The 26,772-nt window shown below is 53.0% G+C and carries 24 protein-coding genes; 5 read left to right on the top strand and 19 right to left on the bottom strand.

From position 1 onward, the window contains the following. Positions 1-58: 58 nt before the first annotated feature. The 9 genes from APM_RS14195 to APM_RS20540 all read right to left on the bottom strand — a co-directional run bounded on the left by APM_RS14195 (position 59) and on the right by APM_RS20540 (position 11,629). A complete protein-coding gene (locus APM_RS14195; protein ID WP_007424062.1) occupies positions 59-1,903 on the bottom strand; it encodes a ribonucleoside-diphosphate reductase subunit alpha in 1,845 nt (614 codons plus the stop codon). A gap of 86 nt (positions 1,904-1,989) precedes the next feature. Then, positions 1,990-4,569: a hypothetical protein gene (locus tag APM_RS21625; protein WP_007424061.1), complete on the bottom strand. Its 2,580-nt coding sequence runs from the start codon at positions 4,567-4,569 to the stop codon at positions 1,990-1,992. Between the two features lie 4 nt (positions 4,570-4,573). Further along, entirely contained in the window at positions 4,574-4,852 is a 279-nt protein-coding gene (locus APM_RS14190) for a hypothetical protein (RefSeq protein WP_039888881.1), read from the bottom strand. A gap of 2 nt (positions 4,853-4,854) precedes the next feature. Next, positions 4,855-6,210, bottom strand: coding sequence for a hypothetical protein (locus tag APM_RS21620; protein ID WP_007424060.1), 1,356 nt, complete (start codon positions 6,208-6,210; stop codon positions 4,855-4,857). Positions 6,211-6,507: 297 nt separating this feature from the next. Beyond that, positions 6,508-7,056 (bottom strand): hypothetical protein, encoded by a 549-nt coding sequence (locus APM_RS14180; protein ID WP_007424059.1) that lies wholly within the window; start codon positions 7,054-7,056, stop codon positions 6,508-6,510. 219 nt (positions 7,057-7,275) lie between these two features. Then, positions 7,276-7,890: a Flp family type IVb pilin gene (locus APM_RS20545; RefSeq protein ID WP_241763168.1), complete on the bottom strand. Its 615-nt coding sequence runs from the start codon at positions 7,888-7,890 to the stop codon at positions 7,276-7,278. A gap of 72 nt (positions 7,891-7,962) precedes the next feature. Beyond that, positions 7,963-8,487, bottom strand: a complete 525-nt coding sequence (locus APM_RS14170; protein WP_007424058.1) for a hypothetical protein — start codon at positions 8,485-8,487, stop codon at positions 7,963-7,965. Between the two features lie 44 nt (positions 8,488-8,531). Then, entirely contained in the window at positions 8,532-10,112 is a 1,581-nt protein-coding gene (locus APM_RS14165; protein ID WP_007424057.1) for an ArdC family protein, read from the bottom strand. A 65-nt stretch (positions 10,113-10,177) separates the two neighbouring features. Beyond that, on the bottom strand, positions 10,178-11,629 hold the full coding sequence (locus APM_RS20540) for a DUF3363 domain-containing protein (protein ID WP_007424056.1): 1,452 nt from the start codon (positions 11,627-11,629) through the stop codon (positions 10,178-10,180). Between the two features lie 145 nt (positions 11,630-11,774). Here APM_RS20540 and APM_RS21615 point away from each other — a divergent pair, with 145 nt between their 5' ends. Next, entirely contained in the window at positions 11,775-12,251 is a 477-nt protein-coding gene (locus tag APM_RS21615; protein WP_007424055.1) for a TadE/TadG family type IV pilus assembly protein, read from the top strand. On the opposite strand, the gene APM_RS21610 is transcribed toward APM_RS21615, so the two are convergent. Both APM_RS21610 and APM_RS14155 read right to left on the bottom strand, forming a co-directional pair. Beyond that, positions 12,232-12,489: a hypothetical protein gene (locus APM_RS21610; protein WP_138919214.1), complete on the bottom strand. Its 258-nt coding sequence runs from the start codon at positions 12,487-12,489 to the stop codon at positions 12,232-12,234. The genes APM_RS21615 and APM_RS21610 overlap by 20 nt on opposite strands. 184 nt (positions 12,490-12,673) lie before the next feature. Continuing rightward, positions 12,674-12,955 (bottom strand): hypothetical protein, encoded by a 282-nt coding sequence (locus APM_RS14155; protein ID WP_039888876.1) that lies wholly within the window; start codon positions 12,953-12,955, stop codon positions 12,674-12,676. 523 nt (positions 12,956-13,478) lie between these two features. Here APM_RS14155 and parM point away from each other — a divergent pair. Both parM and APM_RS21605 read left to right on the top strand, forming a co-directional pair. Continuing rightward, positions 13,479-14,528, top strand: a complete 1,050-nt coding sequence (parM, locus tag APM_RS14150) for a ParM/StbA family protein (protein WP_007424054.1) — start codon at positions 13,479-13,481, stop codon at positions 14,526-14,528. 6 nt (positions 14,529-14,534) lie between these two features. Then, the gene (locus tag APM_RS21605; RefSeq protein WP_138919213.1) at positions 14,535-14,930 is read left to right on the top strand and encodes a hypothetical protein; all 396 of its coding nucleotides are present in this window, start codon (positions 14,535-14,537) and stop codon (positions 14,928-14,930) included. A gap of 44 nt (positions 14,931-14,974) precedes the next feature. On the opposite strand, the gene APM_RS21600 is transcribed toward APM_RS21605, so the two are convergent. From APM_RS21600 to APM_RS20530, 8 genes are all read right to left on the bottom strand, one after another. Beyond that, complete coding sequence (locus tag APM_RS21600; RefSeq protein ID WP_007424053.1) at positions 14,975-15,382, bottom strand: hypothetical protein; 408 nt, start codon at positions 15,380-15,382, stop codon at positions 14,975-14,977. Between the two features lie 34 nt (positions 15,383-15,416). Further along, positions 15,417-15,767 (bottom strand): hypothetical protein, encoded by a 351-nt coding sequence (locus APM_RS21595; protein WP_138919212.1) that lies wholly within the window; start codon positions 15,765-15,767, stop codon positions 15,417-15,419. After that, positions 15,751-16,215, bottom strand: coding sequence for a 1-acyl-sn-glycerol-3-phosphate acyltransferase (locus APM_RS23140; RefSeq protein ID WP_083818689.1), 465 nt, complete (start codon positions 16,213-16,215; stop codon positions 15,751-15,753). The genes APM_RS21595 and APM_RS23140 overlap by 17 nt, the downstream gene beginning before the upstream one ends. A gap of 5 nt (positions 16,216-16,220) precedes the next feature. After that, the gene (locus tag APM_RS14145) at positions 16,221-16,562 is read right to left on the bottom strand and encodes a hypothetical protein (RefSeq protein ID WP_158005000.1); all 342 of its coding nucleotides are present in this window, start codon (positions 16,560-16,562) and stop codon (positions 16,221-16,223) included. 204 nt (positions 16,563-16,766) lie between these two features. After that, positions 16,767-17,111 carry a hypothetical protein gene (locus APM_RS14140; protein WP_007424051.1) on the bottom strand — a complete coding sequence of 115 codons (345 nt, stop codon included), beginning with the start codon at positions 17,109-17,111 and terminating at the stop codon, positions 16,767-16,769. A 61-nt stretch (positions 17,112-17,172) separates the two neighbouring features. Continuing rightward, the gene (locus APM_RS14135; RefSeq protein WP_007424050.1) at positions 17,173-17,526 is read right to left on the bottom strand and encodes a hypothetical protein; all 354 of its coding nucleotides are present in this window, start codon (positions 17,524-17,526) and stop codon (positions 17,173-17,175) included. A gap of 108 nt (positions 17,527-17,634) precedes the next feature. Further along, entirely contained in the window at positions 17,635-20,331 is a 2,697-nt protein-coding gene (locus APM_RS14130) for a DNA polymerase (protein ID WP_007424049.1), read from the bottom strand. A 596-nt stretch (positions 20,332-20,927) separates the two neighbouring features. Beyond that, positions 20,928-23,714, bottom strand: coding sequence for a DUF3854 domain-containing protein (locus APM_RS20530; protein ID WP_007424048.1), 2,787 nt, complete (start codon positions 23,712-23,714; stop codon positions 20,928-20,930). A gap of 294 nt (positions 23,715-24,008) precedes the next feature. Between APM_RS20530 and APM_RS22065 the strand changes: the two genes are divergently transcribed. Then, on the top strand, positions 24,009-24,422 hold the full coding sequence (locus tag APM_RS22065; protein WP_007424047.1) for a hypothetical protein: 414 nt from the start codon (positions 24,009-24,011) through the stop codon (positions 24,420-24,422). 78 nt (positions 24,423-24,500) lie between these two features. Further along, the gene (locus APM_RS20525; RefSeq protein ID WP_007424046.1) at positions 24,501-26,660 is read left to right on the top strand and encodes a DNA topoisomerase 3; all 2,160 of its coding nucleotides are present in this window, start codon (positions 24,501-24,503) and stop codon (positions 26,658-26,660) included. Positions 26,661-26,772: the final 112 nt, after the last annotated feature.

Below are 26,772 nucleotides of genomic sequence, written 5' to 3'. Positions count from 1 at the left end.
CACTTTTTTGGTCTCCTATTCTGTGTATGTATATTATATAGCAGTTCTGCGGAGCCTATCACTGGCAAGCCAGGCACTCTTCGTAGTCAACGCGAGTGTTGGCAATAGGCATATCCAGAGCGGCTTTCTGCTGCTGCTCTGTCAAACGGCTCTCGGCACGCTGGATTGACAGTGAGCGGCAGTAATAGAGCGACTTCAAGCCCTTCTTCCAAGCCTGGAAATGAAGCATATGAAGGTCGCGCTTGTGAATATTGGCAGGCAAGAACAGATTGACCGACTGGCTCTGGCAGATATACGGGGTGCGGTCCGCTGCGTGCTCGATAACCCAGCGCTGATCGATTTCAAAAGCGGTCTTGAAGACGGCCTTTTCATCATCGGTGAGGAAATCAAGATGCTGAACAGATCCCTTGTGCAGCGTGATTTCCGACCATGTTTTGTCGTCATCACGTCCCTTGGAAGCCAGAAGCTTCTTCAGCGCCCTGTTCTTTACAGCGAAGCTTCCCGAAAGGGTCTTCTGCAAGAATACATTGGCTGCAATCGGCTCGATGCCAGGGCTGGCATTACCGGCAATGATCGAAATGGAAGCTGTCGGAGCAATCGACAGCTTGTTGCTGAATCGCTCGTTGATGCCGTATTCAGCAGCGTCAGGGCAAGCTCCCTTCTCGTCGGCCAAGAGCCTGGAAGCCGCATCGGCCTGAGCACGGATATGCTTGAACATCCTGATATTCCATGCCTTCGCCATGGCGGATTCAAACGGAATCCCGTTGTCCTGCAAGAAAGAATGGAACCCCATCACGCCAAGACCAATCGACCGCTCACGCATGGCCGAATATTTGGCCTTTGCCATCGTATCCGGAGCATTGTCGATAAAGGTCTGCAACACATTATCGAGGAAGCGCATCACATCTTCGATAAACGTCGGATGGTTGTGCCACTCAAACCAATTTTCCAAATTCAGGCTTGAGAGGCAGCAGGCAGCGGTCCTCTCTTTACCGTGATGGTCAATTCCAGTCGGAAGGGTAATCTCGGAACATAGATTCGAACTTTTTACGCGCAGGTCGGACAAAACGTGATGTGTCGGCCTGGTCCGGTTCACTGTGTCGACAAAAAGGAGATATGGTTCACCTGTCTCGATCCGCGCGGTCAAAATTCGTATCCAGATCGACCGGGCCGGGATGGTTTTGACAACAGAGCCATCCTTCGGTGAGACAAGATTCCACATCTTGTCAGCCTCAACAGCGCGCATGAACGCGTCCGTGATGGCGATACCATGATGCAGGTTGAGCGCCTTGCGATTCGGGTCACCCCCGGTCGGGCGACGCATCTCAACGAATTCCTCGATTTCGGGATGGTCGATCCGGATATACGCGGCGGCTGACCCACGGCGTATGCCACCCTGGCTGACCGCCAGCGTCAGGCTATCCTGCACGCGGATGAACGGGACGATGCCGGATGTCTGTCCATTTGCTCCGGCCTTCTCACCAATTGAGCGCAAGTTTCCATAGAAAACACCGATGCCACCACCATTTGCGGCCAGCCAGGCGGACTCCCGCCAAGACTCGATGATGCCGTTCATAGAGTCGTCTACTTCCGTAAGATAGCATGATATCGGCAGTCCACGGCCAGCCCCACCATTCGAAAGAACAGGGGTGGCTGGCATGAACCATAGCTTGCTCATATAATCATAAAGACGTTGAGCGTGCGCCTGGTCATCGGCAAAAGCAGCGGAAACACGGGCAAACATGTCCTGATATGTTTCACCGGGCATGACATATCGATCGTTCAGAGTAGCCCTGCCGAAATCGGTGAGAAGGGCATCACGATCATGGTCGAGACGGATTTTTGTCTTGTCTGCTTTCTCTCTTGTGTTCGCCACAGATGTAGAGTCGTCGAGCGGTGCCATGGGCGGTCCTTTCGCTGTGTGTGCTGCGTGTTAGACAGATAGTATAGCGTCTTCCGGGGCTGTCACGCCCCGGTTCTGGTTTTTCATCATCTCAACTGCTTCCTAGCGCTGGGTGTGCCGACCTGCCCCGCGCTGGGTTGAGAAACAGAGACGGGCGCGGCATTTGAGCCAGGGGTTTCTGGCACTAGAACAGTTGATCCACGCTGCTGTATCGACGTGATCGATGATGACGGCGCAATCTGAACCGGGGCGACTGTTACAATTTTTGTCGCAGCTTGCGGAATGGTCGGCTTAGTCACTGTTGTCTTCCCACCGCTATTGTTCGACGGAGGAGTTGTTGTCTTCCCACCGCCATTACTCACCGAAGGTGCCGTAGTTTTCCCGCCGCCATTGTTCGACGGAGGTGTCGTGGTTTTTCCACCACCATTGCTCACCGGAGGTGCCGTAGTTTTCCCGCCGCCATTGTTCGCCGGGGGTGCCGTAGTTTTCCCGCCGCTATTGTTCGACCCACCACCATTGCTCACCGGAGGTGCCGTAGTCTTCCCACCACCATTGCTCACCGGAGGTGTGACAACAGGGGGCGTCACAACAGCGGGATGACCGGCATCAAGTGTTCCAGCTACGTTAATTGTGCCAACTGTTCCAGCATTTTGTGAACCATTTAATGAGGTTAAAATCTGTATCGAATTGCCACCCGATGAGAACTGGCTGGCAGCGATACTTGTCTCACCTGGATTCGCGTTTGCTGTTCCATTTGCTGAACCTGTGACGAGGTTTGAGCCGCTTGCGGTCTCCGAATTACCTGTTGAAAAACCAACATTTTTAGCAGAGATATACGTGTCGCACGGCAGGCCGGATGTGTCACACGACCCGCCTTGGTTGATCGATATTTTGCTTCCTGCGCCGATATTGACCGTGCCACCATCGGCGGCGACGATCTGATCAGAGCCGGGGACGGTGTTGGTAATCGTCGTATTGTCGATTGTAATATTGCCGCTTGTCGGAATGCCGCCAGCAAGTGTAGACTTGCCCGCGCCAATCAGTCCCGTCCCGAAAAGAGTTGAGCCAGAAAGCGTGATGTCTGGTGTGCCCTTAATATCAAAATTAGTGGCCTGATCCTGCGCTGGCTGACTTTCTGTAACGTTGGACATATCAACGCTTGTGTCTGTGCCAGCGACGGTGAGAAATGACGGTGCTCCGGTGCCGCCAATATTTGTGAGTTTTATATTTTTCAGCGTCAGCGTCGCACCGTCGTAGAAATTCGGGCTGCTCTCATACCCGGCTGAGTTGAAGCTGATCATCGGCACATTAAAAACTGAGTCTGTGACCGTATTTGCTTCAACTTGAAACTGATACGAGTTTAAGCCGGAATCGTTGATTGTCAGCCCGGAGATCGACGGTGCAGCAAGCTGCGGCGTGTAAGAAGCATATTGTCCGCCTTTTTGTGTCACGTTGATCACAGAACTACCGTTCAAACCGGCGAGAGGCTGGTTCGAATATATCTGGAATGACGTGCCAGAAATGTTCAAGCTGGCCGGGAGAGATACGATATTCCCGCTGATATCGACCTGCCCGTCACTGGCCAGCATAGACAGATTCGGGTCGATCGTGACGGTAGAGCCGGAGCCGGTCTGACCAGGCGGGACATACGCATCACCGCCGCTGGTTGTGATCAAGACGCTACCGTCTTTACCAGTCGCGGTCAGGTTGCCATCGATCGTGACCGGCCCTTGCTCGCTGATTGTAACGCCACCTGCGGCACTCGCCCCCGCTGCGGTCAAATCACCAGCAGTGGTTGTGCCGTTCGATGCGATATTGAAGCCGTTTGCGTTTGCGCCGACAACAATTCCACCAGACGCCGCAACGTGTTCGACGGTGATATCGCCGCCATTTGTTGAGCTAACGCTGATTGATGAGACTGTCACACCATTTTTTGACCCGCCATCGATCGAGACCGGCGCGGGGGTTGATGAACCGCTAAAGAACTCGCCGGTCAATTCCTGATTCTTGTAAAGCGAGAATTTCTGTGTCGCACCATTTGTAACTTGGGCTGGCACATCTATTGCTGCGGCTGTCCCATGCGTGTCAGGGAGCGTGTCCCCGGTCGTTGCATCGACCGTCACTGACGCTGACGCGAATTGCGGGCCACCCAGCACGGCACCGTACGCACCGTACGTCACGCCAGGTGCGATCGTGACGGGCGCTGTTGACGCCGTGACCTGCCCTGTCGAGGAATCATATGTGCCTGCCGCCAGCGCAACACTGCCTGGTAAAACCGCATTCGGGCCAACGCTGATTCCGTCCGGATTTACAATGACTTGTGTGAAACCAGGTGAGTTGATCGTCCCGTCGATGGTGCTTGCTGCACTACTTGTATCGTTGTTGACGACAACAGATGGCAGTGTGCCACTTCCTGAACCGGCTGCGTAGGTTACTGTCTTACCGGCAGCAACGTCATACCCACCAGCCCAATTTATCGCCACGGGTGAGCCAGGTGTAAGCGCGCCGGGCGTGATAGTTACAGTCTCTGTTGAACCCGACGTGCTGATTTGACCAGAGCCGGTTGTAAACGCCCCACCGCTCGGTAGAGCCGGAGTTGCAAAGGCAATTCCAGATGAAGCAGCAAGAGCGATGAGTGACGCCCCGAGCATTTTTCGTGTTGACATTATATTAGCCTCCAACTTCGTAAATTGACGTGACAACGCTCCAGACGACCTGCCCGGATTGGGTGTCCCTGCACGTCATGACATTGACGAATTCGCGCGGATAACCGGTGAAATAACCGTCCGGCTGTAATATCTGCGCGGGCGTGTCCGGCTGGCCCGGCCCACCATAAGCGGTCGCACAGGGCGGAAATGGCATGTTATTCTCATAGATCAGACCTTCCGCATGAGCCGTCCCCGTTCCGAGCGCGGCGACCAGGCAAGCGGCGATGATTTTCTTTTTCATGATCAGAATCCCGTCACGATTTCAAAGCCAAGCATATCGTGCTGACCTGTGCCGCGCGGTTCGGCAATCGTATGACTCCATCCGATCTGCCCGGAAATGTGGCGACCAACTTTGAACGCCGCGCCGATGCTGAAAGCGGCAACACTGTCTGCCGGGCCGGTCACAGGCATGACTGTTCCACCATTCACGCCGAGATATGGCGTGACGAGGAATGGCACATTATGAACGGTAAACCGGACCGGGACGGCCTTCTCAATCTTTGCTGACAACCAGTAGCCAGATGGTGCTTCAAAAGATCCGGTGAAGAAAGATGATCCCCGGTTTTCCCCGCCGATATAAGCCTGCTCAACCTGTGGTGTGCCGGGAGAGCCGTGCTGGAAGCCGAGACTACCGGTGAGTCTTACCTGCCCGACAGTCCGTCCAGCCTCGATCCTGCCGCGCTCAACGGTATAGCTTGATGACCAACGCCCCATCAGATTTGGCTGTCCAGGACCGGCTGTGTCCGATCCGGTGATGCCGCGCAAAATCGTGGCACGCCAAGCAATATCTACTCTCCGATAGACATAGCTACCTTTCGCACCAACATAGACGGATGCGTCACGCTGCCTGGTCCACCAGTTCAGCGCTCCCAGCTTCTCTGTGTCACCAGACCAGAGAAGACCGCCACGAAGCCACACCTGGCCATCCAAAATCGGATATCTGTCACCAATTTTGACTTGTGTGACATCACCGGACAAGTGGAGCGGCTGAATTGGCCCACCGGTCAGATAATGCGCGTGGCTGAAAGAGAGATTAAAAATACCAGCCGTGGTTGGCCTTTTTATCTCGATTGCTTCACCGAGATATGCACCACCACGGCTCTGCTTTGGTGTCAAACCAGGCAAGCCACGGGTCACACTGCCGGAAAGGTCAAAACCGTCGATATGGGCATAACTATAGCCGGACAGGACATCTGATCCGGCATAACGTGGGCCGTAGCTAGAAAAGATCGTACCCACATGCCAAGTCCGCCCCGGCATTGGGCTGGCAGTTGCTGTCATGACAGGGCCATCATATCCGAGGTTGATATGTTCATGATGAGCAATCGCGGCGGCGCTAAGGAGTGGCAGAGCGGATTTGATACGCCCAGGTGTCACGGTCTTCCCGCCCGGCAGGAAGCCACTAAAAGGGCCGGATTTCGCAAAGACGGGAGCGACCCGCAGCAGGATTGTCGATTTTTTCTGATCGACAACCGCTTGGACGGTCGGGAAACCTCTAGCGTGCAAGGCGGCAATAAGATGGTGTGCTATAGCCGTTCCATCTGCGCCGACCGCATCATGGCTGATCGATGCTAAAAGCGCCGGGTCACCCGGTTCCATGATGATCCGCCAGTCATTGTGAGGCGGGGTTGGTCGGTAAGGAAGGATATCCAGACCGGGGAAGCCATCTCTTTTAGCTACCGGCTTGACCGGAAGGGTCGGATATCTGCGAGTGTGGTGAGCCGGGGATATAGGCTGACCGCAAGAGCCAGGCGGGACCGGTGATTGGCTACTCGTAATCAGAATGTCGGCCCGCGCTTGTGTGATACAAAGCGCGGAAGCCGATAGCCAGAGCGCGGCGATGTGTGACTTTCTCATGCATATTATATAGCACGCCACCGCGCTCCAGGCTTCTCATCAGATGAGGTCAGAAATTTGTCTTTTATCGGCTCTCCTAGCCTCGGCTTCTGCTGTCAAGCGATCAAGAAGATAGTCGGTTGCATCAGATACACTCTTTTTTGTCAAAGCACTCAAGAGGTGATCCAGTTCAGCGTCATAGCACAAAACTTCATCGTGGCTAGAACCTGTGGCGTCTTGAAGCTTTTCGTATGTGACCGTCTCACCAGCCAGCACCGCCGATAGATATTTTTTGACACAAGCGATATCGGCGGACATGATACATGTATCGCCGTAAAAGCCATCGTGCGAAGCTTTCAACTCCTCGATCTCGCTTTCCAGCTTCGCGCGGTGGCCCTGCTCGACATAGAGAACAGCAGCGACACCGGACATGCCGATCGTCATGCCGAAAAAGATCAACGTTGCAAGAGATGCAAGCGGGCTGTGAGATGTGAATGCCGCGTGACCGGCAACCATCGCCAGGAACATCGAAGCGATCGCCCCGACGCCGGACCGGAAAGCCTCGCGTGGCATGGTCTTGATATCGACTGGTTTGATTTCATTTGTCATTTTTGTCTCCTGTGGTCTGTGTGTGTGTGTAGTCAGTATTATATAGTGCCAACCTGGCTCTCATACTATATGTACTTCTGCGGAAGCGATGATTGAAAACCCTTTAATAGCTTGGTTTTTCTAGAATTTTCAACGCTTGGCCATGTCGGAAATGGTGGGCTAGAAATGAAAACAGCCCGGTCAATCCGGGCTGTTGGGGGTTGGTGGGTTATCTGTCTGCTAATGACATAATGTGATACTGTCCGAAGAAGGCAAACTGCTCGCTCCGGTTATATATCCGTTTGCCTCATTATAGACGCCAACGGTTGGACTGATTCGAACCGCTCCAGGGGGTGAGGTAAAAGCAGACGGACTCGTGGCTGGCAAGCAACTAGAAGGGAAGTAGGGAGCTTTATAAGTAAAATTCGGCGGATTTGTTGATATAGTTGATATCGCGTATCCGGGTATGACAAGGATTTGCACTTGAGAAGGGTCCGCCGCTGTCCACATTAGCGTTGATGCAGAGTAAGGTTTACCGTCCGATTCAACACATACTCTTGTCATACCAACTAACCCGCTACCGGGTGGTGGCATCGGTGACGATGGTGACGACGATGTACATACTGTTCCAGTCGGAACTACGCCAAAACCAGAGGGTGAAGCAAACGGGTCTACACCGTAAACACCATTCGGAACGGACGGACCACACCCACTACCTCCAAGCGATTTAGACACAGTACACATAATCGCAGAGTCGTTCTTACCGACCGAGGCTGCATAAACGACAACGGGAATCGCAATCAGCGCGGCCAGCAGACCGTATTCTATCGCCGTAGCACCTTTTCTTCTTAGCATTCTCATCTTATTCTCCTTGCCGGATTACCAACATTGTGTGTTCATTCTATTATATAGTGCATCTGCGGAGGGTCATTCCGCGCGCTCTGGGTCGGACATGACTGGCAGGTCATCCACATCGTCCGGGTCGCCCTCTGGGCCGGGTTCGGTCGAGACATCCGGATAATCCCGCGCCAGCAGTTCAACGATGCGCTGAATAGCGCGCGGTCGTCTTGCGTCGAACCCGCTTCGCGCGGTTGCTTCAAGCATCTTCTCGTATCGACCCATGGCTGACGCTGATATGGCTTCCCGTTCGTCGCTAGGGGGTTCCGGCAGGTGTATTAAAAGCATCTTGGCGAGCGTGTCATTCAACGCGGCCAGGATATCGACGCTTGCTGACAAGCGATCGATTTCCGACCGCAAGCCGAGGATGGTTGAGACAATACGCTTCTCAACCCCGGCAAGAGCGTCATCCTCCGGGCCTGGGTCGGTCAGTCCCTTGATCGCATACTCTGATGTAAGCGCGTTCAAAGAGATGCGGCGGGCTTCTGCTTCAAGCCTAAGCTTATCAGCATATCGACCGACCAGTTTGACTTGTGCATATACCGGCGATGCCATGATTAGCCATTCCTTTCATTTGTATGACTAATATAGCACATTTTTTACATCCCGATTTCGCGACCACCACGCTCGCGCTGTTTCGACCGGTCGATCTGCTTTTCCTCTTTCACAAAACGAGCCGGTTGGTTGTCACGAGATGCGGCAAGCTTGCCATACGCACCTTTCTCAACACCATCCGGCAAAGTCTGACCTTCTGGCATTTTGATGACCGTATCGCGACCGCTTGCCCGGATGACGGCGCTGGTGCGATCTTCCGCGATGTCGGTCACCCTGCCTGACCAGCGATGCACATCCTGACCGAGCACCTTCACAGCCGGTGCGGCGGCAACTCTCTCCTGTGAAGGCCCGGATTTCTCCTGGTCGCGCCGATGCTCATAGACGGACGGTTCGATCTGGACCCCCTTCTCTATCGCCCGGTCAACCATGTATGCGGCGATTTTCTGTGCATCTGCGGCGGCCCGGAAAAGTTCGTTCGGGTCTTTCTTCACCGCCTGCACCCAGCTTTCGACATATGAAGCATGTCGATCAGGGTTGTGCGGTATACCTGTCTCGCGCGCCAGAATCGCGCTAGCCATTTCCGCCCGCAATTCCTCGCGCGCATAGTCCGGCGAACCGAATCTGTTGATCATCGTCCGGTTCATCCGAGACTCATGACCTGTCGCGTGAGCCGCTTCATGCAAAAGGACGGACTCATATCCGCCAGGTTCGCCAAAAGCGGCACGTGGCGGCATCATGATCTTGTCACTCGTCTGAGAATAGTAAGCGCGGCCATTTTTAGACTCTGTGACCTCCGCGCCGACCGCCAAAGCCACGGCCTCGGCCCGCTCAAAGCGCTCTTTCTCAGGCGGCATCGGTTTCGGCTCAAGCGGTGGAATTCCGTCCACCTGCGCTGCGTTGAAGACGACATATGTCTTGTGGACAAGATACGTGTCTTTCTCACCGACGGTATTTTCTTCGCGCTCTTTATTACCCTTGTCTCCACCTTCAGCGCGGTCAGTATCACGCTCAACTCTCTGCCAGAACTCGATCCGAGTTCCCTTTTCGCCCGGCTTGACCTTCCAGCCTTTCTCATCCGCCTGCTTGTATGTCATCCAGCGCGGGTCGCCCTCGCCTTTCGAGGACATCTGAAGAATGAAGCTGTTCATCCCCTGATACGCCCGGCCAGAAATGGCGTTGCGTGGCGCACCTTCATAGCCGACTGAAGGATCCCATGGCTTCTGCCAAGGCGCTGTTCCGGCTTCCAGCCTCTTGATGATGTCTTCCGCAACATCACGGCGGAACTGCACGGCACGGCTGGCCGTTGATTCACCAGGGATATTCTCCTGGCGCGGGACATCCGGGATGGGCGTGTTCTCCGGCAGAGACGGGTCAGCCACCACATTTGATCTGACCGGTTCGGGTGCTGGCGCTCTTACCGGCTCTGGTGCCTTAACCTGATCCGGCACACTCACTGTGTCGGTTATAGAAACCTGGGGTTTGCTTTCCGGGGTAGCTTCTTTTTCAACCTGATCCGGTTTGGCTTCCGGTGATCTAGCTTGTCGCACCGCTGCAAAGCCGCGATTGCGAAGTCTGTAGATCGTGCCATCGATCGAGGTCGGGCGGGTGGTTGGTTCGAGTGCCATGGGCTTGTCTCCGTTCCGTGGGATATATTACGCTTTGTATATTATAGCGCATCCCACATCTGGAGTCATTCTATTTCATCATCGATCTCACGTTTTCTACGCCGTTTGTTACGTCTTGCCGCCCGCTCTTCACGCTCTTTCTGCCACTTCTCTTCCCTGGCTTTCCGTTCCGCTGCGGCTTTCTCGATTTCGATTGCGCGCCGCTTTGATCGCTCAATCAGAGCGCGCTGATAATGACCTGCAAAACCCGAGGTCATCCTTGCTGCCTCCGGGTCGGGCAATTGAAGCCCGGCTTTCTCACGATGCTTCAAATCCGCATCAAGAATCTGGTCGGGAATCTTCACGCTTGTAAACCCGCGCGAAGGGATTTCCAGACCGAGACTTTCAACAATGAGGAAAGGTCGATCCGTGGTTTTGCTGACTTTCGATTCCAGCGAAACCATCTCGCCAGGTTTCAATTTTCCTTCACCGCGCAGTTCGACAATTTTAGCCGTCTGGGAGACAAAATGTGCTTTACCGTCTGCCCCCTCGATCAAGAGGTAAGCCGAATCCGTTGCGTCGTTCATCCCTGTGCCGAGCACCCTACCAACCAGGCGCTGGCCCGGCTCCAGTTTTGTCACGACCGGTAATGCGCGTGGGTCGGTCATCAACTCGCGGTGCTGCAAGAGCATTGACGACCTGTTTTTCAGTGTCTCCAACTCTTTGAGCGCTTTGTCCCACCCGGCGTCCAGCCGCCACGTCATGTGACCAACTTTCTCTGCAACGCCGATTTCTTCCAGCGCTTTCAGTCTCGCTATGTGCTGCCTGCGCGCCTTTTTCTCTCTCAAAACACGATCGGCATACCGCTGGTTTTTATCGACATTTTTTATCTCGACGAGCCAAGTTCCCGGTGCGGCCTCACCCTCTTTTTGAGGCGGTTCAGCGACCAGTTTTTTCTGAATCTCGCGGTCCAGCCCGGTGAATCTGCGCTGCTCTATCTCTCTGTCGCGCCCGGCCTGGATCTCTTTTTCCGTCCGGTATCCGAGCGCGCGGGTTGCTTCATCACCTGCAATTTCGCGCGCGTCTTTGTTGATAAGCTGGTTTGATAAAAAAAGCTTCTTGTCCGCACGAACCAGGATATGCACATGCGGGTTGTCTGTGTTGTGATGATCGATGGCACACCATTCCAGAGGCTGGCCAACCTGCTGTTCTATGCGCGCCATAACCTTTCTTGTGTAATCCACCAGGTCCAGTCGCGCACCATCTTCCGGCGACAGGACGAATTTGAACATCTTGTCGTCACCAGCCGTTTGCCAGGCGTCAGCCGTCTTTGACACAGAGACATCATCGCTGGTCGCGCTGAAACCGATACCTTTCCCGCCTTCCTGCTGTGCGCCCTCGCGCTCAAGGTAAGCCCCATGAGCACGCCATTGGCCAGCCTTTTTTGCACCGGAATACCTGACTCTGACGAATGCCCGACGAGAATATTGTCTGACCGGAGCAACGCGTGGTGGCGGCGATTTCGGATGTCTCGCCATGGTCCAAGCAAGCCTAGCAAGATCGACATTCCTCGTCTTCTCTTGTCTGACCCGGTGAACTCTGCCCAGTACGCGTGACGCGCTGGGCGCTCTTCCCAGCGACCGGCTCAACCTTTTTCGGCTACGCTCTGCTTCTCTGTCTGCCATGACCATCTCTAAAATCGGATTACATATATTCTATAGCGCGCTGCGCTATATCGACGGCATGACACACATGAAGAAAAAAGCGTCTATCGCGATCATGACCGCTTTGATTGCCCCCGTTTGTCTTGGCTTCACAGCAATCATGGTTGATGTCGGCAACTGGTATGCAACACTGTCCAGCGTGTCCGACCAGGCCAGCGCGGCATCACAAGATATTGCTAGAGCAAAGCTGTATTATCCTGGTCTGACCGCACAAGCGGAGCAAACCATCGTTGAACGGGCGGTCACGGATGATGGTGGGATGACCGGTGAGACGGTAACTATCACACCAGGATCAAACGATGTGACGGTCGGGCTATCCAGTCCGGCTTTGCTTGAACTTCCGGGATTGGGTATCCGGGATCATGAGATCGGGCGAACGGCGTCTAGCCAGGCTGTGACGACAAACAGCGGGACGATCATCGCACTATCGCGTTAAAAATCATCGTTTTGATGAGCCACATTGAGAGTGCAGCAAAGCCAAATGCGGCGATGCCGATGCCGTTATTTTCAATCCCTACGGCGAAAAAGTGCTCGGTCGGCAAGCTGGGTATCTGTTCAGCGATGATATTACCGATAGATATGCCCATCCCGTGAAAAACGTGGGCAATCTCGGATGGTGGTGCCGCTTCTCTGACCATTGCCGCGATCGGCGGGTGGGCTGGCATGATAGTCATTTCGGTTTCTCCTTCTGTGTGTGTCTCTCATTAGTTATATAGCGCTTACCGCGTCGAACAGCGCGGCCAGGTCTGGACCGGACAACCTGCACACCGACGGTGAACCTGGTGCTTGTCTGTCCAGCTATCGCCTGCGGTGAGATCATCATCATCATTGTGGCAGCCATCACGAATATCTCCCTTTTCATAGCTGGTTGGCCATCTCTGTGATGATCCGCGCCGCTTCCGCTAGGTCATCCGGGTTGATCGCGGCAAACAGGCAATCGGTGTGAAAGCCAAGTTGAACCTGGTCAGCCGTAATCGAGACGGCAAACCAACCGTCATCGGCACAGAGATGGTCATGCGCTTCGCCACATAGTCTGGCCTTATCGGACTCATTCAGAGCCTGGTAAGCCGATATGACAGCCTTGGCCGTCCCTTCCGGACTGGATCGGTCAATTTCAAATGTCGCAGCAGGATAAGCCATTTTCCACTCCGAGTGCGGTTATCAGTTCGAACAGGCTGACACATATAAGAGCATCTGCGGAGATGCATTCGTGTAGTAGACCGCATATTTTGTGGCGGGCCACTATGGGATTGGTTGGCACTCTACGTGTGGGACTGCCAATCTCTATCGATTTGGTTGGCACTCTTTGGGTTGGTCGGGCAGTGTGGGATTGGGTCAGCCAGCACCGTAGATGTTATCTTGCATTAAAAAAAATATATAAAAAAGAGAATAAAAACAATGAGTTGGTCATGGCTGACCAACAGGGCTGGTTGACCTGTCTTTGGTGGGTTTAACCATATTTTTGTGGCCGTAAGAGCACATTTTTATCCAATTTTTGTGACCTGTTGATCACGTTTTTGATCACACTTTTTATGATTTTTGTGACCTGTTGATCACACCTGCGACACAGTTTTTGTGACCACGCGAGCACAAAAAGAGGGTTGACCGCTGTATATTATGCTATATCATCCGTAATATGTCTTCCAACACGGAGATTCACACGATGAGCGTAGCTGTAGCTGATACTAGCCTTGATATCCCGACAGTCCCTGAAAACCGCGTTCTGCGGGTGGCCATTGATGACGGGTTGGCCCAAATGAAGCTGGTCGGAGAGATGCAGGATGGGTCGATCAAGACGATGAAGATCCCCACCGCGATCAGGTCAGCCAGTGCGGGCGGGGTGATCGACCTGTCGGGCGACCTGGTTGGGATGTATGAAACGGAGGAAGGGTCACGCTTCGTGTGCTCGGCTGACCTGCCGGGTGAGGAAACCCGTCATCCGGATTTCCACGTTTCACAGATTGACCGCGTTCTGACCCGGCACACACTGATTGAGGCGGGTTATACCAGCGCTGATCGGGTTGAACTGCTCACTGCGTTGCCGGTCGACGAGTATTTCGCGAGCGGCCAGGTCAACCGGGCGCGCATAGAGAAAAAGATGGATAACCTGCGGCGCGGGGTGTCCATCATCGGCGGGGTGGCCAACATGCCGGTTGTCTCAGAAGCGCGTGTTGGTTGCCAGGCAATCGCGGCTTTCTTTGACTATACGCTCACCGAGGAAGGCAATTCCCGAATTGGGGTTGCACCAGATTCTATTGCTGTTGTCGATATCGGCGGGTCAACAACGGATATCGCGGTTGTCCTGAACGGCAAGACGATCGACCAAGGATCGTCGGGTGCTCTACGGAGGGGTGTCCTCGATGTCCATGCGGCATTCCTGGACGGGCTGACAAAGCAGCTTGGTTTCACCCCTCGCTTATCACCGGCAGCCATGGATCGGGCTGTCCGCACTGGTAAAATTGTATTGTTCAGAGAAGAAAAGGATGTCTCTGACATTTTGCGTGAAGCCGTTGCGGATGTGGGTGGCCAGATCATGCGCGAGGTCGAGCGGAAAATCGGTAATGCGGCCACGATGGGCGCGGTGATTTTCGTCGGCGGTGGTGCCGGTCTGTTCCGCGATGTTGTCAAAAACTGGCGAGGTGTGGAAATCCCTGTTGATCCTGAATTCGCCAATGCACGCGGTTTGCTGAAATACGCGAGAGCGCGGGGGTGAGCCGTGATGATGAGGAAGGGCCGTTCGACGACGGCCCGCCGCATCTGGCTCTGGCTAGACGAGGCGGATCCAGGTGATGCCGAGATTCTGGCGGCTTACAAGAGACTACAAGCCACCCTACCACCTCGGGCGCGCACAAGTATCCTCCGGTCGATCCTCGCGGAAGGTCTGGCCAGGATCGAGGCGGGGCGGCCACAGGAAGATGTGGCACGTCAACCTGTTGAGGTTGTCAAAGAGATAAAAGTTCAACCAAGGCCGGTGAGAAAGCCACAAGCTAAAATCCCGGTTCAACAAAAAAGGGAATCGGTCAAACCGGTAAAGAGTGTTGAGCCACCAAATGAAAATGAAAAACCGGCTGACGTGATGTCAACCGGTGATTTTGGTAAAAACTTAATGTGGTGATTTACCCAGGGGATGTTTGATCCCCTGGTTTTGTTTTGCTTTTACTATACAAGAGCATTAAACATTATATCTGTTGCCCGCTCATCATTTTTGATGACTTCAAAGAATGCCTCGATATCACTCTTTGTGCCGATGATATACATCTCGTCTCGGCCATTACGTGGGGCTTGTGTGATTTTAGCGACCGAAATTGGTTCGCCTGTCGTGCTTTTTCTATTATCAGGGCTTTTGACAAACCGCTCTGATACAGAAAGACCGAAACTCTGGGAGAATTTGTCGGCAAAATCATAAGATTCCTTGTAAAAATTATCATCATCGGTAAAACCAAATAAGACTTCAATATCGTTGTTATTTGAAAGCCATCTTGCCGGTATTTGAGCAACGATGTGTTTTGAATTCCAAAATGAAGAAACCAGCCCGTTAACAAGATTTAGTTCAAGAGTTCTTCTCATCGGATTACCTTCCTACGATTCGGTTTACCTATATCTATTGTACATCTGCGGAGGTATGGTTAGTCAAACCTGGAATTGGACGGGCAAAAATCGTTATCTCACCGGCATTTTCCTCGTATTTCGGATCCGTATTTTTCTCGACACGGTAGCCCATGCGGCGGGCCAGGATCATAGCTTGACATACCGAATCCGCACCACCGATCATTTTCTTGTGCCAGCCATTGGGCGCTGAAACAAAAACATCTTTTGAACTGCTCATATGTGAAAATCCTTGTAATTTTATCTCCTGGAATAGCGGCTGGCCGGGAAGATAGAGGTGTTTCAGGAGATATGGGAAAAGCCAGCCGCTATTTTTCACAACAAAATTTCTATGAAGCGCCTCCATTTGCTGTTGTAGATAATATAGCACTGTTTGCCAGTTTTATGCTTGTGATCGGTGCGATTTTCTGTAAACCGGGCATGTGTTTAAGCGACAAACGGTGTATCGGAGTGCCAGATTTTTGCGAAAGCCATGTCACGCCGGGGTGTTCTCTATCGCTGTTAAGACCACCATCCGGGAAAACGCAGACCCAACCGCCCTGGGTTACATGCTTTAAAAGTGCTCTCACACCGGTAGATTGTCCGATTTTCATCGGTATCATCGTGCAACCCCTCACCTGGCCGATCATGAGAAGAATTGGCCGCCAGAATGGGTGGAGCGCAAAATCTGGGGTTACGGCGAAAAGAATCGGCTTTGGTGTAGCCAGCGCAATCGTTGGACCGTCCAGATATGAGCGGTGCGGACCTGGTGCGATGATCGCCGCCCGGTCTGTGGCTGGCCAGATGCTAGCCATTTCCGTCACTTTTCATAGCCAAACATCTTCTCAAAGTAAGAGCCATCATACCGGTCTCTCCAAGCCTGCTGACGGGCTTCCAGGGCATGCTGGGCGGCCTTTCTCGCTCCGGCGCGCTGCTCAAGCCGGGCTGACCGTTCCGCCTTGGAGCGCTTTATTTCCTCGTCCTGGGCGATGCGTGCCTGGATTTGCCGGGTGATAATGCTACCGACATTTTTAGCGAGTCTGGCATCTCTGATACGTCTAACCTGACCGGATTCGATGATCCTGCGAGCCTCGGCGCGCATCATTAAAGCGCCAGCTTGTATTTCCAAGTCAGCCGCCGTTGGAATGCCTTTCCTGCTCATGACGATCACGCGGCGGCAAGAAGGACGAGCAAGATCGTGATGCCACCAAGAACCGCGATGACGTGGTTCAGGAAGGTGATCGGGTCGTCGTGGATTCTTTCAAAAATATCAAGCATTGGTCTGTCTCCTGTCTCCAGCCGGACGGTCCGGCTTATACTTATAGCGCTTCTGCGGAAGGTCGGCGCTATAGTCGATTATATAGCATCATCCGGTTGCTGACCGGCTGCTACGATTGGCTTTATCTGCGATGCTTTTCACAAAAATATCGGCGGAGAATTCCAGGTCATCATCAAGTGCGATATTGACGCGCGGCATGACCACATTTCTCAAGATATCAGCAACAGCGCTGGCCGCGCCAGACATAAAGTCTAGCCGCTCAAACGGGTCTTCAATCAAGCTGGCTTGCAACTCTTTGATATTGTTCAAGATGTTGCATATTTCTTCCGCCATGGATTCACTGGTCAGATTATCTTCTCGGGCGGCCCAGAGCGCGGCGAGGTAGCCGGATCTTATTGCTTTGACATTTTTCTGTCTTGTCGGCTTTTTCATTGTCTTATTCCCTTTCTACGGTGTCCCCAGGCTCCTGATGGCCAGAGCCTGGGGTATGCCGTCAGGCGCATTCAGCAGCCATAGCTTTCAGTTTTTCGATTTTCTTTTTAGCTTTCTCAACCGCTTCCTTCGCAGTCGGCGCTTTTGCAGAAAACTGGCCGGTCACAAAGTAGTGTGACGGAAAAGCAAACATAGATAAAATTTCATCGTCACTAAAACCATCGAGAATAAGAGTTTCCAAAGTTTCCGAATCGGCGATACCTTTAAAGCCAGGCTGGGCTGTAATACCGTCGATTATTATATCTTCGAACTCCCAATGCTTTTTTATGATTTTTGACATTAGTTTACCCGCATGTTTCTTGACCGACTCAAAGTCACCGGCGATTTCAGAGATTTTTTGATCGATTGCGTTCATCTTAGAAACCCTTCATTTGGTTGACCAGCACACGCTGGCTCATACTATATGTACATCTGCGGAAGGTTTAGCTGAAAACCCAATAATAGCTTGTATTTTCTAGCATTTTTAGTGAATCCAGAAATCGCCTATGGCTGCCTCAACTTCGCTCGGCACGCCGTATTTCGAAAAATATCGCTCGGCTGCGTTGTTCATCACAGCCTCAACCTCGGCTGCCACGGATTCCGCCTCGGCTTCCGGCACTTCAAAGACGATCTCGTCATGAACAAAATTGACAAGATAGCGCATAGCTTTTTCAGAAAGATCGTTGATCGCCAACAGCGCTATTTCCGCGCCAGTCCCCTGGTCAGCGTAATTCCCTGCATTCCTCATCTCTGGGCCGCACACGGGCCGACCGGAAAGGGTCGAATGACGATATAATTTTGCACCCCCTTCAGCCGTTATTTTCCCCATTTTCTTGACCGGCCTTTTTTCGTTATTTTCATACAATTTTAAATAAAGATGCCAAAGTTCAATTTCGGGATACAACTCGAACCATGCCGCCCGCGCCAAGGCGGCTTCATCAAGAGTCCAGTCAAGGCTGTAATTGACTATACCATGGGCATGTAGGCCACCGGCTGACATGCCGTAAAGCAAACCAAAATTCAGGGCCTTGGCCGATGTCCTCGGCTTTTTCATCTCTGATTTAAGCTTTTTACGCTCATCCGGGCTGATCGATTCGACAAAAGCAAGAGCGTTGATTTTGCCATCCAGATCAAAACGGCCCGCCCTGGCTTCGGTCTGGATGCCGGTGATCAAATGCGGGTCGAGACCGCGATGAAATGCCCCGGCCAGGGCCATTTTGTGCCGGTCGGCTAGTAGCGATGCTGCGTCCGGCTTAAGTGAACAGCCCGCCGCCTGAAGCCGGGCGAGCACAAGGGCAAACCGGCTTGCATACCAAGCCCCGTATGCCTCCGGACCAGACTCACCATGACGAGGCTCCGGTAAAGGCCATGACGGCGGGACGAGCGGCATCGCGGGGCGGCCAGCCCGGATAGCTGAAAGAATATCATGAACCGCGCCAGGGGCGGATTTGAGAACCCACCTCGGCAACTGGAAATTTGATCTCACGACGGCTGAATATGCCCTTAGCGCGAGACACGCCGCGATACGCATCTCAACAGCGGAAAAGTCGATCGCTATGATTTTAGTTTTTATACCTAACGCTTCACCGATCGCATCTCTGACCGCGCGGAATACAGCGCGGAATTCCGGGTCGCGCGGCATATTTTGAAGATTCGGCTCTTGTGAAGATGTTCGACCAGTCAACGTGCTGATCGACGTGAGCGGATGCAGCCGGTCATTCTCATCGCGCCGGGCGACATACTCGTCGAGCATTGCGACGGTCTTCCCCGGCGCTTGCGCTCTCAACCAAGCCGCCACAACCGGGGCATCCCCGTAGCGAATTTTTAAGTCTTTAGCTGAAAGTTTCGCATCACCGTTTTTTGTCTGCTCCGGTGGCTTTCCGGTAGCCGATTCAAAAGCCTGGCCGACCGCTGCCTTGAGATCGGCGGTCAAACCCCGTGATGGGTCAAGCAAAATGTCTTTGTATTCAATGAGATTTGGCGCAAGCGTTACCAATTCCGTGACCGCCGATTCAAGCTGATCGACAAGCTTGCTACGGTAATCACCAGCCGCAACCGGGTCGATCCGGATACCCTGGGCTTGCATCTGAACAAGTCGTGGTAGAGCGGCTTCAAAAATCTTGTATGCCGCCCCACCGGGATGTCCGTCGATCGCTTTGATGACATCGGAAATCTTTGTATTATCTGGCAAGCCAAGCATCCTGCGGGCGATCAAGCGAGGCGACTTGATGTCACCAATTACGTAATTTTTATGCCCCGGCGACAAAACGCTAGGCATCCAGTTTATCGGCTTTTGAAAAGCTTTATCGAGTTTTTGATCGAGATAATGCAAAGCGAGCAGATCGAGACTGACCGCCCCGGCGTCATCTGTGCCGGTCCCCGCCGACCGGGTTACACGCTTCATGACAGACTTCCGCATGTCTTCGATCACCCCGGCTTCACCGGGGGAGTCTGTCACGCGCTGTATCACGTCATATTCAATGTCTGACTTCAAAGCTGTCGTCATCAACATCGTGTCGATGATCCGAGCCGGTCGGACACTTGGGCATATGTGATTCAGCCACGCGAGGTCGAACCCGAGATTATGACCAACCCAGATCGCGCGGGGGTGAGCAGCGGCGCGGATTAGACGCTCTTGTGCGGTCTTATCAAGCAAATCGAGGTCAACCGCCGCGACAAGCCCGTTATCCGTCTCTAGCGCCACGATTCTGACGCGGGGACGCTCTGTTACGATGCAGCCCGGTCTGACGTTGACATATTTTGATAGAGTCTCGCCGGTCCCCAATTTTGTTGATTTTCCAGCCGGTAATGGGGCAGACCACGGTGTCAAGTGGGTGCCTTCTAAATCTATGCTTATTTCTGTAGCTTCTTTCAGAGAAGCACAAATGCGGTCCAGGTCTTCCGGCCCGTCGAAATGACCCACGAGAGATTCCGGTTCAACATTATTAGATAGGGTAGCAACCGGATCCGCATCATCCGACATCTCATCAGCGTGATCAGCCGAGCAACCATCCCGGTCGTCCAGTTCGTCATGCTCGATGACGGAAATGGGGGGCATAACATCATCTGTGTTCCACCCCATCAACCTCGATATTGCACCCATCACAATCTCCGTCTTCGTCTTGCCGACATACCGATGATATAGCGCACCGACCGACCAGCGCGGCTTAAGGTCGTTCATTCTCTATAAGATGCACATCTGCGGAAGCATGGAGATACAACCGACAGGTGAGCCGATCGCCGAGATCGTGGGGCCTATTAAGCTATGCGTGATTTTGGCTTAGTGGCCTATACGTATGCGTTTCAGGTATGGCTTGTGATTCGGGTTAAATAGTCCCCCAACGGTTGGGGGCTATTTACGGGGTGTTTTGGGGCCTATTTGGGGCCTATTTAGTTGTAGGTATATTCTACAACTTTGCCAAATTCACCTAATTGCCCCCCAATTCCGTACGACATAGAGAGAATGTGTAGCGAGAGAGATGGGGCAGGGGAGTATGCTGTGTTGAAACGGTTCTTTGTATCTATGTGTTCATAATTTGGGGGACTAATACCCTAATTTCTAAAATCCCTTGTATTTTACTACAACTAAATAGGCCCCAACCAGTCCCCCAATTAGGCCCCAATTAGTCCCCCAGGTGATTTTGTGGGGACTATTTAATTTCACCGGCTCTTTTAGGTCTTTCCATCTAAGGTTGTTTTCTATTACTGGTTAAATTCGGTCATGAAAAAAGCCGGGAAAAACCCGGCTCTCTTCGAGAACAAGAGGTTTGTTTCGGTTTAGTACGGTGCTGCTTGGTTCATCTCTCCCCCCGCTGGTGCCTCATCTGGAATTTCTGCGATAAAGAAGATCGGGGTTGGCACCCATACCCCTTTCCATTTCTGCCCAGCCAGGCGGACACGAACATCATCATTACCGGAATGCCCGGCCATTTCCGCCCCTTCCACGGCGCGCAGCAGGCTAGCCAGGGCTGGGACACCAATTTGCCGTCCAAGGGCTTCAACGCCCTGGTGACCAGCCGCAACGAACAGGCTGATCGTCCCGTCGCCGTTCCGGCGTGCGGTCAGACCATTCAAGCGCAGCGCATCTCCATCCGGACCGCCCGCCCCTCGCCCGGCACGGCCCAACCCGGCAGCTAGGGCGGCACTCACGGCGTCGGCGATACTCTTCTTGATGCCGTTCACGTCGATGACGGCAGCCAGCAGACGCTGTAATGCTCGATCTTGATCACGTGGCGCATCATCAGCGGCTTTATCACCGCCACACTCGGCGTTGATCATGCTGATTACCGATGAGCCAATTTGAGATGTTGCATCTACATCTAGCGCGGTCAGCAATGCCGAAATCGGCACAGCTAGCGTCATTCTCATCCTCGGCTCCCGATGGTCGATCAGCTTCTCGATTTTTTCGACCGATTCACTGAATTTAACCCATCTGCTCCACATGAGCCGGAAAATCGACAAGCCGATTCGGCTGTCCGGTAATGCCGGTGCTGGGCGACCGGTATCAGCAATTCGGTTCAACCCAAGCCGGAGATTCCGGTTCCGATCAGCCTGTTCAACATCATGTTCCGCGATCGACGCCATCAGCGACATCACTCTCACTTCGCGCGCAACCGCTTCTTGATGTGCCGTTCCTTTGACCGCGCTGTAGCTTCCCGCGTCGTCAGAACGACTATATGCCGAGCGCAACATCTGTCTGATAGCGTCGATCGTGCGATTGACGCGCGACGCTTCTTCGATTGACGCCCCGGATTTCGGCTCGATCTCGTCGAGAAAGAGTGTTACAGAATCGCGTTTAATAAGCTGTGAAATACCCGCCAGGCTCGTCCCGCGCGTCTCTTCAATCCGGACCGCCCATGGGCCGATGAAGCGCTTGCACCACTCTTCTAGGTACGATTTCCCGCAACCGGATTCGCCATTCAGCATAACGCCTGGCCTGGCTTTCAGTGCGCCGACATACGCTTGTGCGAGTAGCCAGCCAGCGAAAAGTAAGCCCTCCGCTTCAGACCGCCAATTCCACGAGTTTTCAACAGTCTCGATAATTTTTCTGATATCGTCGATCGACGCAACATTTTCTGACCAGCCACCCCGGTCGGTCGACTCATATATGTATCTGCCACGCACTCGGTCGATCTGCTCGACCACACCATCGGGCTTGATTAGCTTGATGCTGTCAGCACAGTTGATGACGAGTCCGCCCGTTGTCTCGTCACTCCATACCCCTGCCCCGCGCACAGACGCGTCGGGTGACCACCTCCCAGCGCGTTGACACGCAGTTGTGACAACTCTCTGCCCCAGGTCGAGGTCAAACCGGTTTTCGATAACCTCCGGAATCCCTTTTTTCTCATCTTCTTTTTGTATGACAACCGCTTTTCCGAGAATTTCATCACAGTATTCAATACCGAACGAACCGTAGAAGTCGGGCTTTCTAGTTAAAGACGATGATGTAAAGTGTTTTACAACTTCAAGATGTTTTGACCAGACGTAGTATGTTGTCCCTTCCCCACTGCTTGAATATCCGAGCGGGACAAACCCTTGTTCTGCCTCAATTTTCTCGCGTCTGGCAGCCTTCTCCGCACGGTTTTCCTCGGCTTCGATTTGTGATGCCGACATTGCTCTTGCTCGCCCGGCCAGGTCTTTGATGAAAGCTTCAATCTCGGCTTTATCAGCACTTAAAGACCAGTCATCGATGCCTTGTCTGCCAAAATTGCCATCTTTATCAACGCTGTGCTGGGTAAAACCGGCTATAGCGGCAACACCTGGACATGAGCGCATCAAAGCTGCAGAAAATGTGATGCCAGCCCAGAAGACGGCTGGATTCAAGCACATTTTTCCATCCGGCAGCGACTTGAATTTCTCTGTCACGCCTGGCAAACCAGGATCGACGGGGCGACCGTCACTATCGAAGACGACAACAATTTTTGTGATCGCCAGAGCACGTATGATCTCAACCAGGTCACGCGCAACCGGTGATTTGCGGGTCAACCTCGGCGCTTTCTCCCCAGCCAATTCCGATTTTGCTTTTTCCACTTCACGAGTCTCACCGTCAGACCACATGTGAACTCCGGCGAGCGCTATTGCCGGGATTCCAAGCTTGATCAGCCTTTCTGCTTTTTTTTCACCCTCGCAGATGACTAAAAGTCTATCATTTTCAACAACATCTTCCGGAAGACGGTCGTCCGAGGCGATAAGTTTTTTCAAACCTTGCGGCACATAAACATGCCCTGTGCTGCCCGCGCGAGACAGATATTTTGGCCCACCAGCGACTGGTGAGAGCAACCTGAACCGGCGAAAGTGCTGATCACGACCAACAACCGGCTGACCGTCTAAGCTGAAATATGGAATCTCAATAGCTGATCCGGCCACCCGCGCGGCACCGGCCCGCCCGAGGGCAAGGTTCAACTCTGCGTTCGTAACGTGCTTCCATCCCGGCACATCGTCACAGCTAAGCCCAGATTCGGATAAAAAACTTTCTAAGACACCAATTTCGGGCTTGATTTTCGAGTTTTGTATTGTATTATCTGTATCAGCGCAGGCCGCTACCCCCGGTAAAATTTCAGTCATAATTAGTCTCCTGTTGCGGTGCCAGGCCGCTTTGTGTGTCCCCCCCCCTCGCTGGATCGGTCTCCAGCGGGGGCTTTCCATTTTCAGATATAGCACAAATTACGTATTGTGCGTCGTATCTATGTAGATAGCACTTCTGCGGATGCGGATATGTCTATCCAGGCTGACGCAGGTGATCTGCTTCGGTGGTTTATGCTATATTTTAGGCACTATCTGCGAAACCCTCCGCAGATGCGCTATAGGTATGAGCCGGGCTGGCTGGCTCTACAAGACACAAGAAGACAGGAGATCAAAATGGCAACAAATTTCGACGATATTCTCGAAGCGGTAAAAAGAGCACGGGCAGAAACTCGTGAAGGGATGAAGCGGGATGGGTGCCGCACATACACTAAGTATATGTCGGAAAACGACATGGAAATCGGGATTTCAGCACAACATTTCGTGGAGGATTACGACGACGAAGATGATGAAGGATATTGGGAAGTATCGTTCTCAAAAACGATGGATATGACTATTATCACAGACGACAATCCGTTCAAAATGTCCGACTCAGAAATTGCGGCTGAGATTCTAGGATGCTGGGACGACGATTGGGATGTGAAAGAGGGTTCGGCGATGAACAGAGCTGCGTATCTAGTAGAGTGCGCAGATGAGTATGACGACGATGACGATGATGACGATGATGACGATGATGACGATGAGGACTGACCAAACCATACCCCCGGAAGTGGTGCTTCCGGGGGTTGTGCTATATAAAGCATGACACACTAAAAAAAAGGATGACTCATGCGCCTCTTGATCGCTGAAAAACCTTCTGTAGCCAGGTCTATCGCTGCTGTGATTGGATCCGGCAGGTCGGGCGATGGTTATATTGAATGCCCAGGCATGGTGCTTACCTGGGCGTTTGGTCACCTGCTCTCACTTGATAAACCAGAAGACTACAAAGGCGGTCATCTCGATATGTCCGACCTACCGCTTATCCCGGAAACTTTCAGAAAATCGGCGCGAGACAAGGATTCTGCAAAGCAGCTTGGCATTGTGACGAAGCTGATCGAGAAGGCAGACATGGTAATCCATGCGGGCGACCCCGACCGCGAGGGTCAACTTCTTATCGACGAGATTCTAGACCACGCGCGGTGGACCGGACCGACGAAGCGGCTCTGGCTATCTGCGGTTGACCCGGAGTCTATTAGAAAAGCGTTGGATTCACTTAAAGACAACGACGAATTGGCCGACCTGTCCGCGAGTGCGGAATGCCGTTCGCGGGCGGATTGGCTGGTCGGTATGAACGGTTCGATCGCTCTATCTCGTAAAATCCAAGCCGCTGGTGGCAACGAATCTCTGTCGCTGGGTCGTGTTCAGACGCCGACCCTCGCCCTCATTGCCCGCCGCGATAGTGAGATTTCAAGCTTCTCGAAGCGGCACCACTACCTCGTTTCAGCTACAGTATCGCCCGGCATCATAGCGAAATGGAAGATGCCCGATGATCTGGATGGGCTATCTGAAGATGGCTTGTTGCTCGATAAAAATGTGGCCGATCAGACTGCATCGAGGATCACCGGCAAACCTGCGATCGTCAAAAATTTCTCGGTGAAACAAGGCACTAGAGCGGCACCACTTCCGCACTGCTTGTCTTCTCTACAGAAAGCCGCATCGGCGCGCTTTGGTTTGTCAGCTAAAGATGTGCTCACGGCAGCGCAGTCGCTCTATGAAAATGGTGTGACGACATACCCGCGCACTGACTGCCTATATCTTCCAGATGAGCAATTCTCCGGCGCTGGTGAGGTCATCAACCAGCTTGCCAGCCACGGCACCCCTGGGGCTGCACAAGCCGATGCTGGGCTGAAACACGCCGCGTGGGACACAAAGAAAGTTGAAGCTCACCATGCAATCGTGCCGACCGGTAAGCCGTTTTCGGATGATGGCGGCAAAACAGCGAAGGTTTACAAGCTAATTTGTGAAGCCTTCATCCGCTTGTTCTATCCGCCTGAATCTTTCGAGACCCGCGAAGCCGTGTTCGACATCGACGGGCTGTGTTTCATCGCAAAATCGAGGACGACCATCACGCCGGGCTGGACCGCTATCGGTTCAGACGATGATGATGGCACAGAGCCAGATATTACGGGGCAAGCCACAGCAGGTGCTAAAGTTCCGGATTTAAAACATGGCGAAACCAGAATGTGTGAGTCCGGCCAGGTGGAAGCTAAGGAGACGAAGCCGCCTCGGCACTACACAGACGGCACTTTGATCGCTGCTATGACTCGTGTTCACAGTCTGATTGATGACCAAAAGTTGAAAGCGAGGCTGAAAGAGACATCTGGTCTCGGCACAGAAGCGACTAGAGCGGGCATTATCGAGACGCTTATCTCGCGCGGCTATGCCGAACGGAAGGGTAAAGACATCAAAGCGACGGATAAAGGTAAGTCGCTGATTGCAGCAATAAGACAGCTTTATCCCGCCGCAGCAGATCCAGGTGTTACAGCGATATGGGAAGACGCTCTATCAAATGTCGCGACTGGTAAAATGACCGCAGCGGATTTCATGGCGGCACAACAGAAGCAAGTCGAAAAGCTTGTGTCGGCCATCCGTGATGCCGCGCCGATCGCGGGCATGGTTACTGTGAGCAAATTCAAATGCACAGTTTGCCAATCACCACTTGCTGACAGAAAATCTAAAAAAGGCTTCCGTTTCTATGCCTGCGCAAACGAGTCATGCAAAGCCGGGTTCTTCCGCGAGAAAGATGGAAAACCGGGCGCGCGGCTTGGTCAGCCAGGTGAAGCGCGGGAAGCCAGAACAGGGACCGGCCCGGCCTGCCCAACCTGCAAAAAACCCGTTCTGGAACTAAAAACGAAGACCGGTAAGCCATATTTCCGATGCTCTGACCACGGCGCGTGGTGGCCGAGTAAAGACGGTAAAAGCTTCGGGACAAAATGGCCAGATAGGTAAAAAAAGTGGACAACAAGTTAAAATTGTGCTACGTTTTTCATACTATGTGCTCTATATAAAAAAAGGCGCGCATAGCGTGAAACTGGTAACTGCAAAAAAAGAGGACTCTCTG

Origin of the sequence: Acidiphilium sp. PM (assembly GCF_000219295.1) — a bacterium.
Taxonomy (GTDB): Bacteria; Pseudomonadota; Alphaproteobacteria; order Acetobacterales; family Acetobacteraceae; genus Acidiphilium; species Acidiphilium multivorum.
This window is presented reverse-complemented; position numbering and strand designations above follow the sequence as displayed.

Excerpts from the sequence above, each read along its gene's own strand:
- APM_RS21625 (WP_007424061.1), bottom strand. The coding sequence starts at position 4,569 with ATGTCAACACGAAAAATGCTCGGGGCGTCACTCATCGCTCTTGCTGCT.
- APM_RS21615 (WP_007424055.1), top strand. The coding sequence starts at position 11,775 with ATGACCATCTCTAAAATCGGATTACATATATTCTATAGCGCGCTGCGC.
- APM_RS14195 (WP_007424062.1), bottom strand. The coding sequence starts at position 1,903 with ATGGCACCGCTCGACGACTCTACATCTGTGGCGAACACAAGAGAGAAA.
- APM_RS14180 (WP_007424059.1), bottom strand. The coding sequence starts at position 7,056 with ATGACAAATGAAATCAAACCAGTCGATATCAAGACCATGCCACGCGAG.
- APM_RS20545 (WP_241763168.1), bottom strand. The coding sequence starts at position 7,890 with ATGCTAAGAAGAAAAGGTGCTACGGCGATAGAATACGGTCTGCTGGCC.
- APM_RS22065 (WP_007424047.1), top strand. The coding sequence starts at position 24,009 with ATGGCAACAAATTTCGACGATATTCTCGAAGCGGTAAAAAGAGCACGG.
- APM_RS21600 (WP_007424053.1), bottom strand. The coding sequence starts at position 15,382 with ATGAGAAGAACTCTTGAACTAAATCTTGTTAACGGGCTGGTTTCTTCA.
- APM_RS21605 (WP_138919213.1), top strand. The coding sequence starts at position 14,535 with ATGATGAGGAAGGGCCGTTCGACGACGGCCCGCCGCATCTGGCTCTGG.
- APM_RS20525 (WP_007424046.1), top strand. The coding sequence starts at position 24,501 with ATGCGCCTCTTGATCGCTGAAAAACCTTCTGTAGCCAGGTCTATCGCT.
- APM_RS14135 (WP_007424050.1), bottom strand. The coding sequence starts at position 17,526 with ATGAACGCAATCGATCAAAAAATCTCTGAAATCGCCGGTGACTTTGAG.
- APM_RS21595 (WP_138919212.1), bottom strand. The coding sequence starts at position 15,767 with ATGGAGGCGCTTCATAGAAATTTTGTTGTGAAAAATAGCGGCTGGCTT.
- APM_RS14145 (WP_158005000.1), bottom strand. The coding sequence starts at position 16,562 with ATGAGCAGGAAAGGCATTCCAACGGCGGCTGACTTGGAAATACAAGCT.
- APM_RS20530 (WP_007424048.1), bottom strand. The coding sequence starts at position 23,714 with ATGACTGAAATTTTACCGGGGGTAGCGGCCTGCGCTGATACAGATAAT.
- APM_RS14140 (WP_007424051.1), bottom strand. The coding sequence starts at position 17,111 with ATGAAAAAGCCGACAAGACAGAAAAATGTCAAAGCAATAAGATCCGGC.
- APM_RS14190 (WP_039888881.1), bottom strand. The coding sequence starts at position 4,852 with ATGAAAAAGAAAATCATCGCCGCTTGCCTGGTCGCCGCGCTCGGAACG.
- APM_RS14155 (WP_039888876.1), bottom strand. The coding sequence starts at position 12,955 with ATGGCTTATCCTGCTGCGACATTTGAAATTGACCGATCCAGTCCGGAA.
- parM (WP_007424054.1), top strand. The coding sequence starts at position 13,479 with ATGAGCGTAGCTGTAGCTGATACTAGCCTTGATATCCCGACAGTCCCT.
- APM_RS21610 (WP_138919214.1), bottom strand. The coding sequence starts at position 12,489 with ATGACTATCATGCCAGCCCACCCGCCGATCGCGGCAATGGTCAGAGAA.
- APM_RS20540 (WP_007424056.1), bottom strand. The coding sequence starts at position 11,629 with ATGGCGAGACATCCGAAATCGCCGCCACCACGCGTTGCTCCGGTCAGA.
- APM_RS23140 (WP_083818689.1), bottom strand. The coding sequence starts at position 16,215 with ATGGCTAGCATCTGGCCAGCCACAGACCGGGCGGCGATCATCGCACCA.
- APM_RS14165 (WP_007424057.1), bottom strand. The coding sequence starts at position 10,112 with ATGGCACTCGAACCAACCACCCGCCCGACCTCGATCGATGGCACGATC.
- APM_RS14130 (WP_007424049.1), bottom strand. The coding sequence starts at position 20,331 with ATGAACGACCTTAAGCCGCGCTGGTCGGTCGGTGCGCTATATCATCGG.
- APM_RS14170 (WP_007424058.1), bottom strand. The coding sequence starts at position 8,487 with ATGGCATCGCCGGTATATGCACAAGTCAAACTGGTCGGTCGATATGCT.
- APM_RS21620 (WP_007424060.1), bottom strand. The coding sequence starts at position 6,210 with ATGGAACCGGGTGACCCGGCGCTTTTAGCATCGATCAGCCATGATGCG.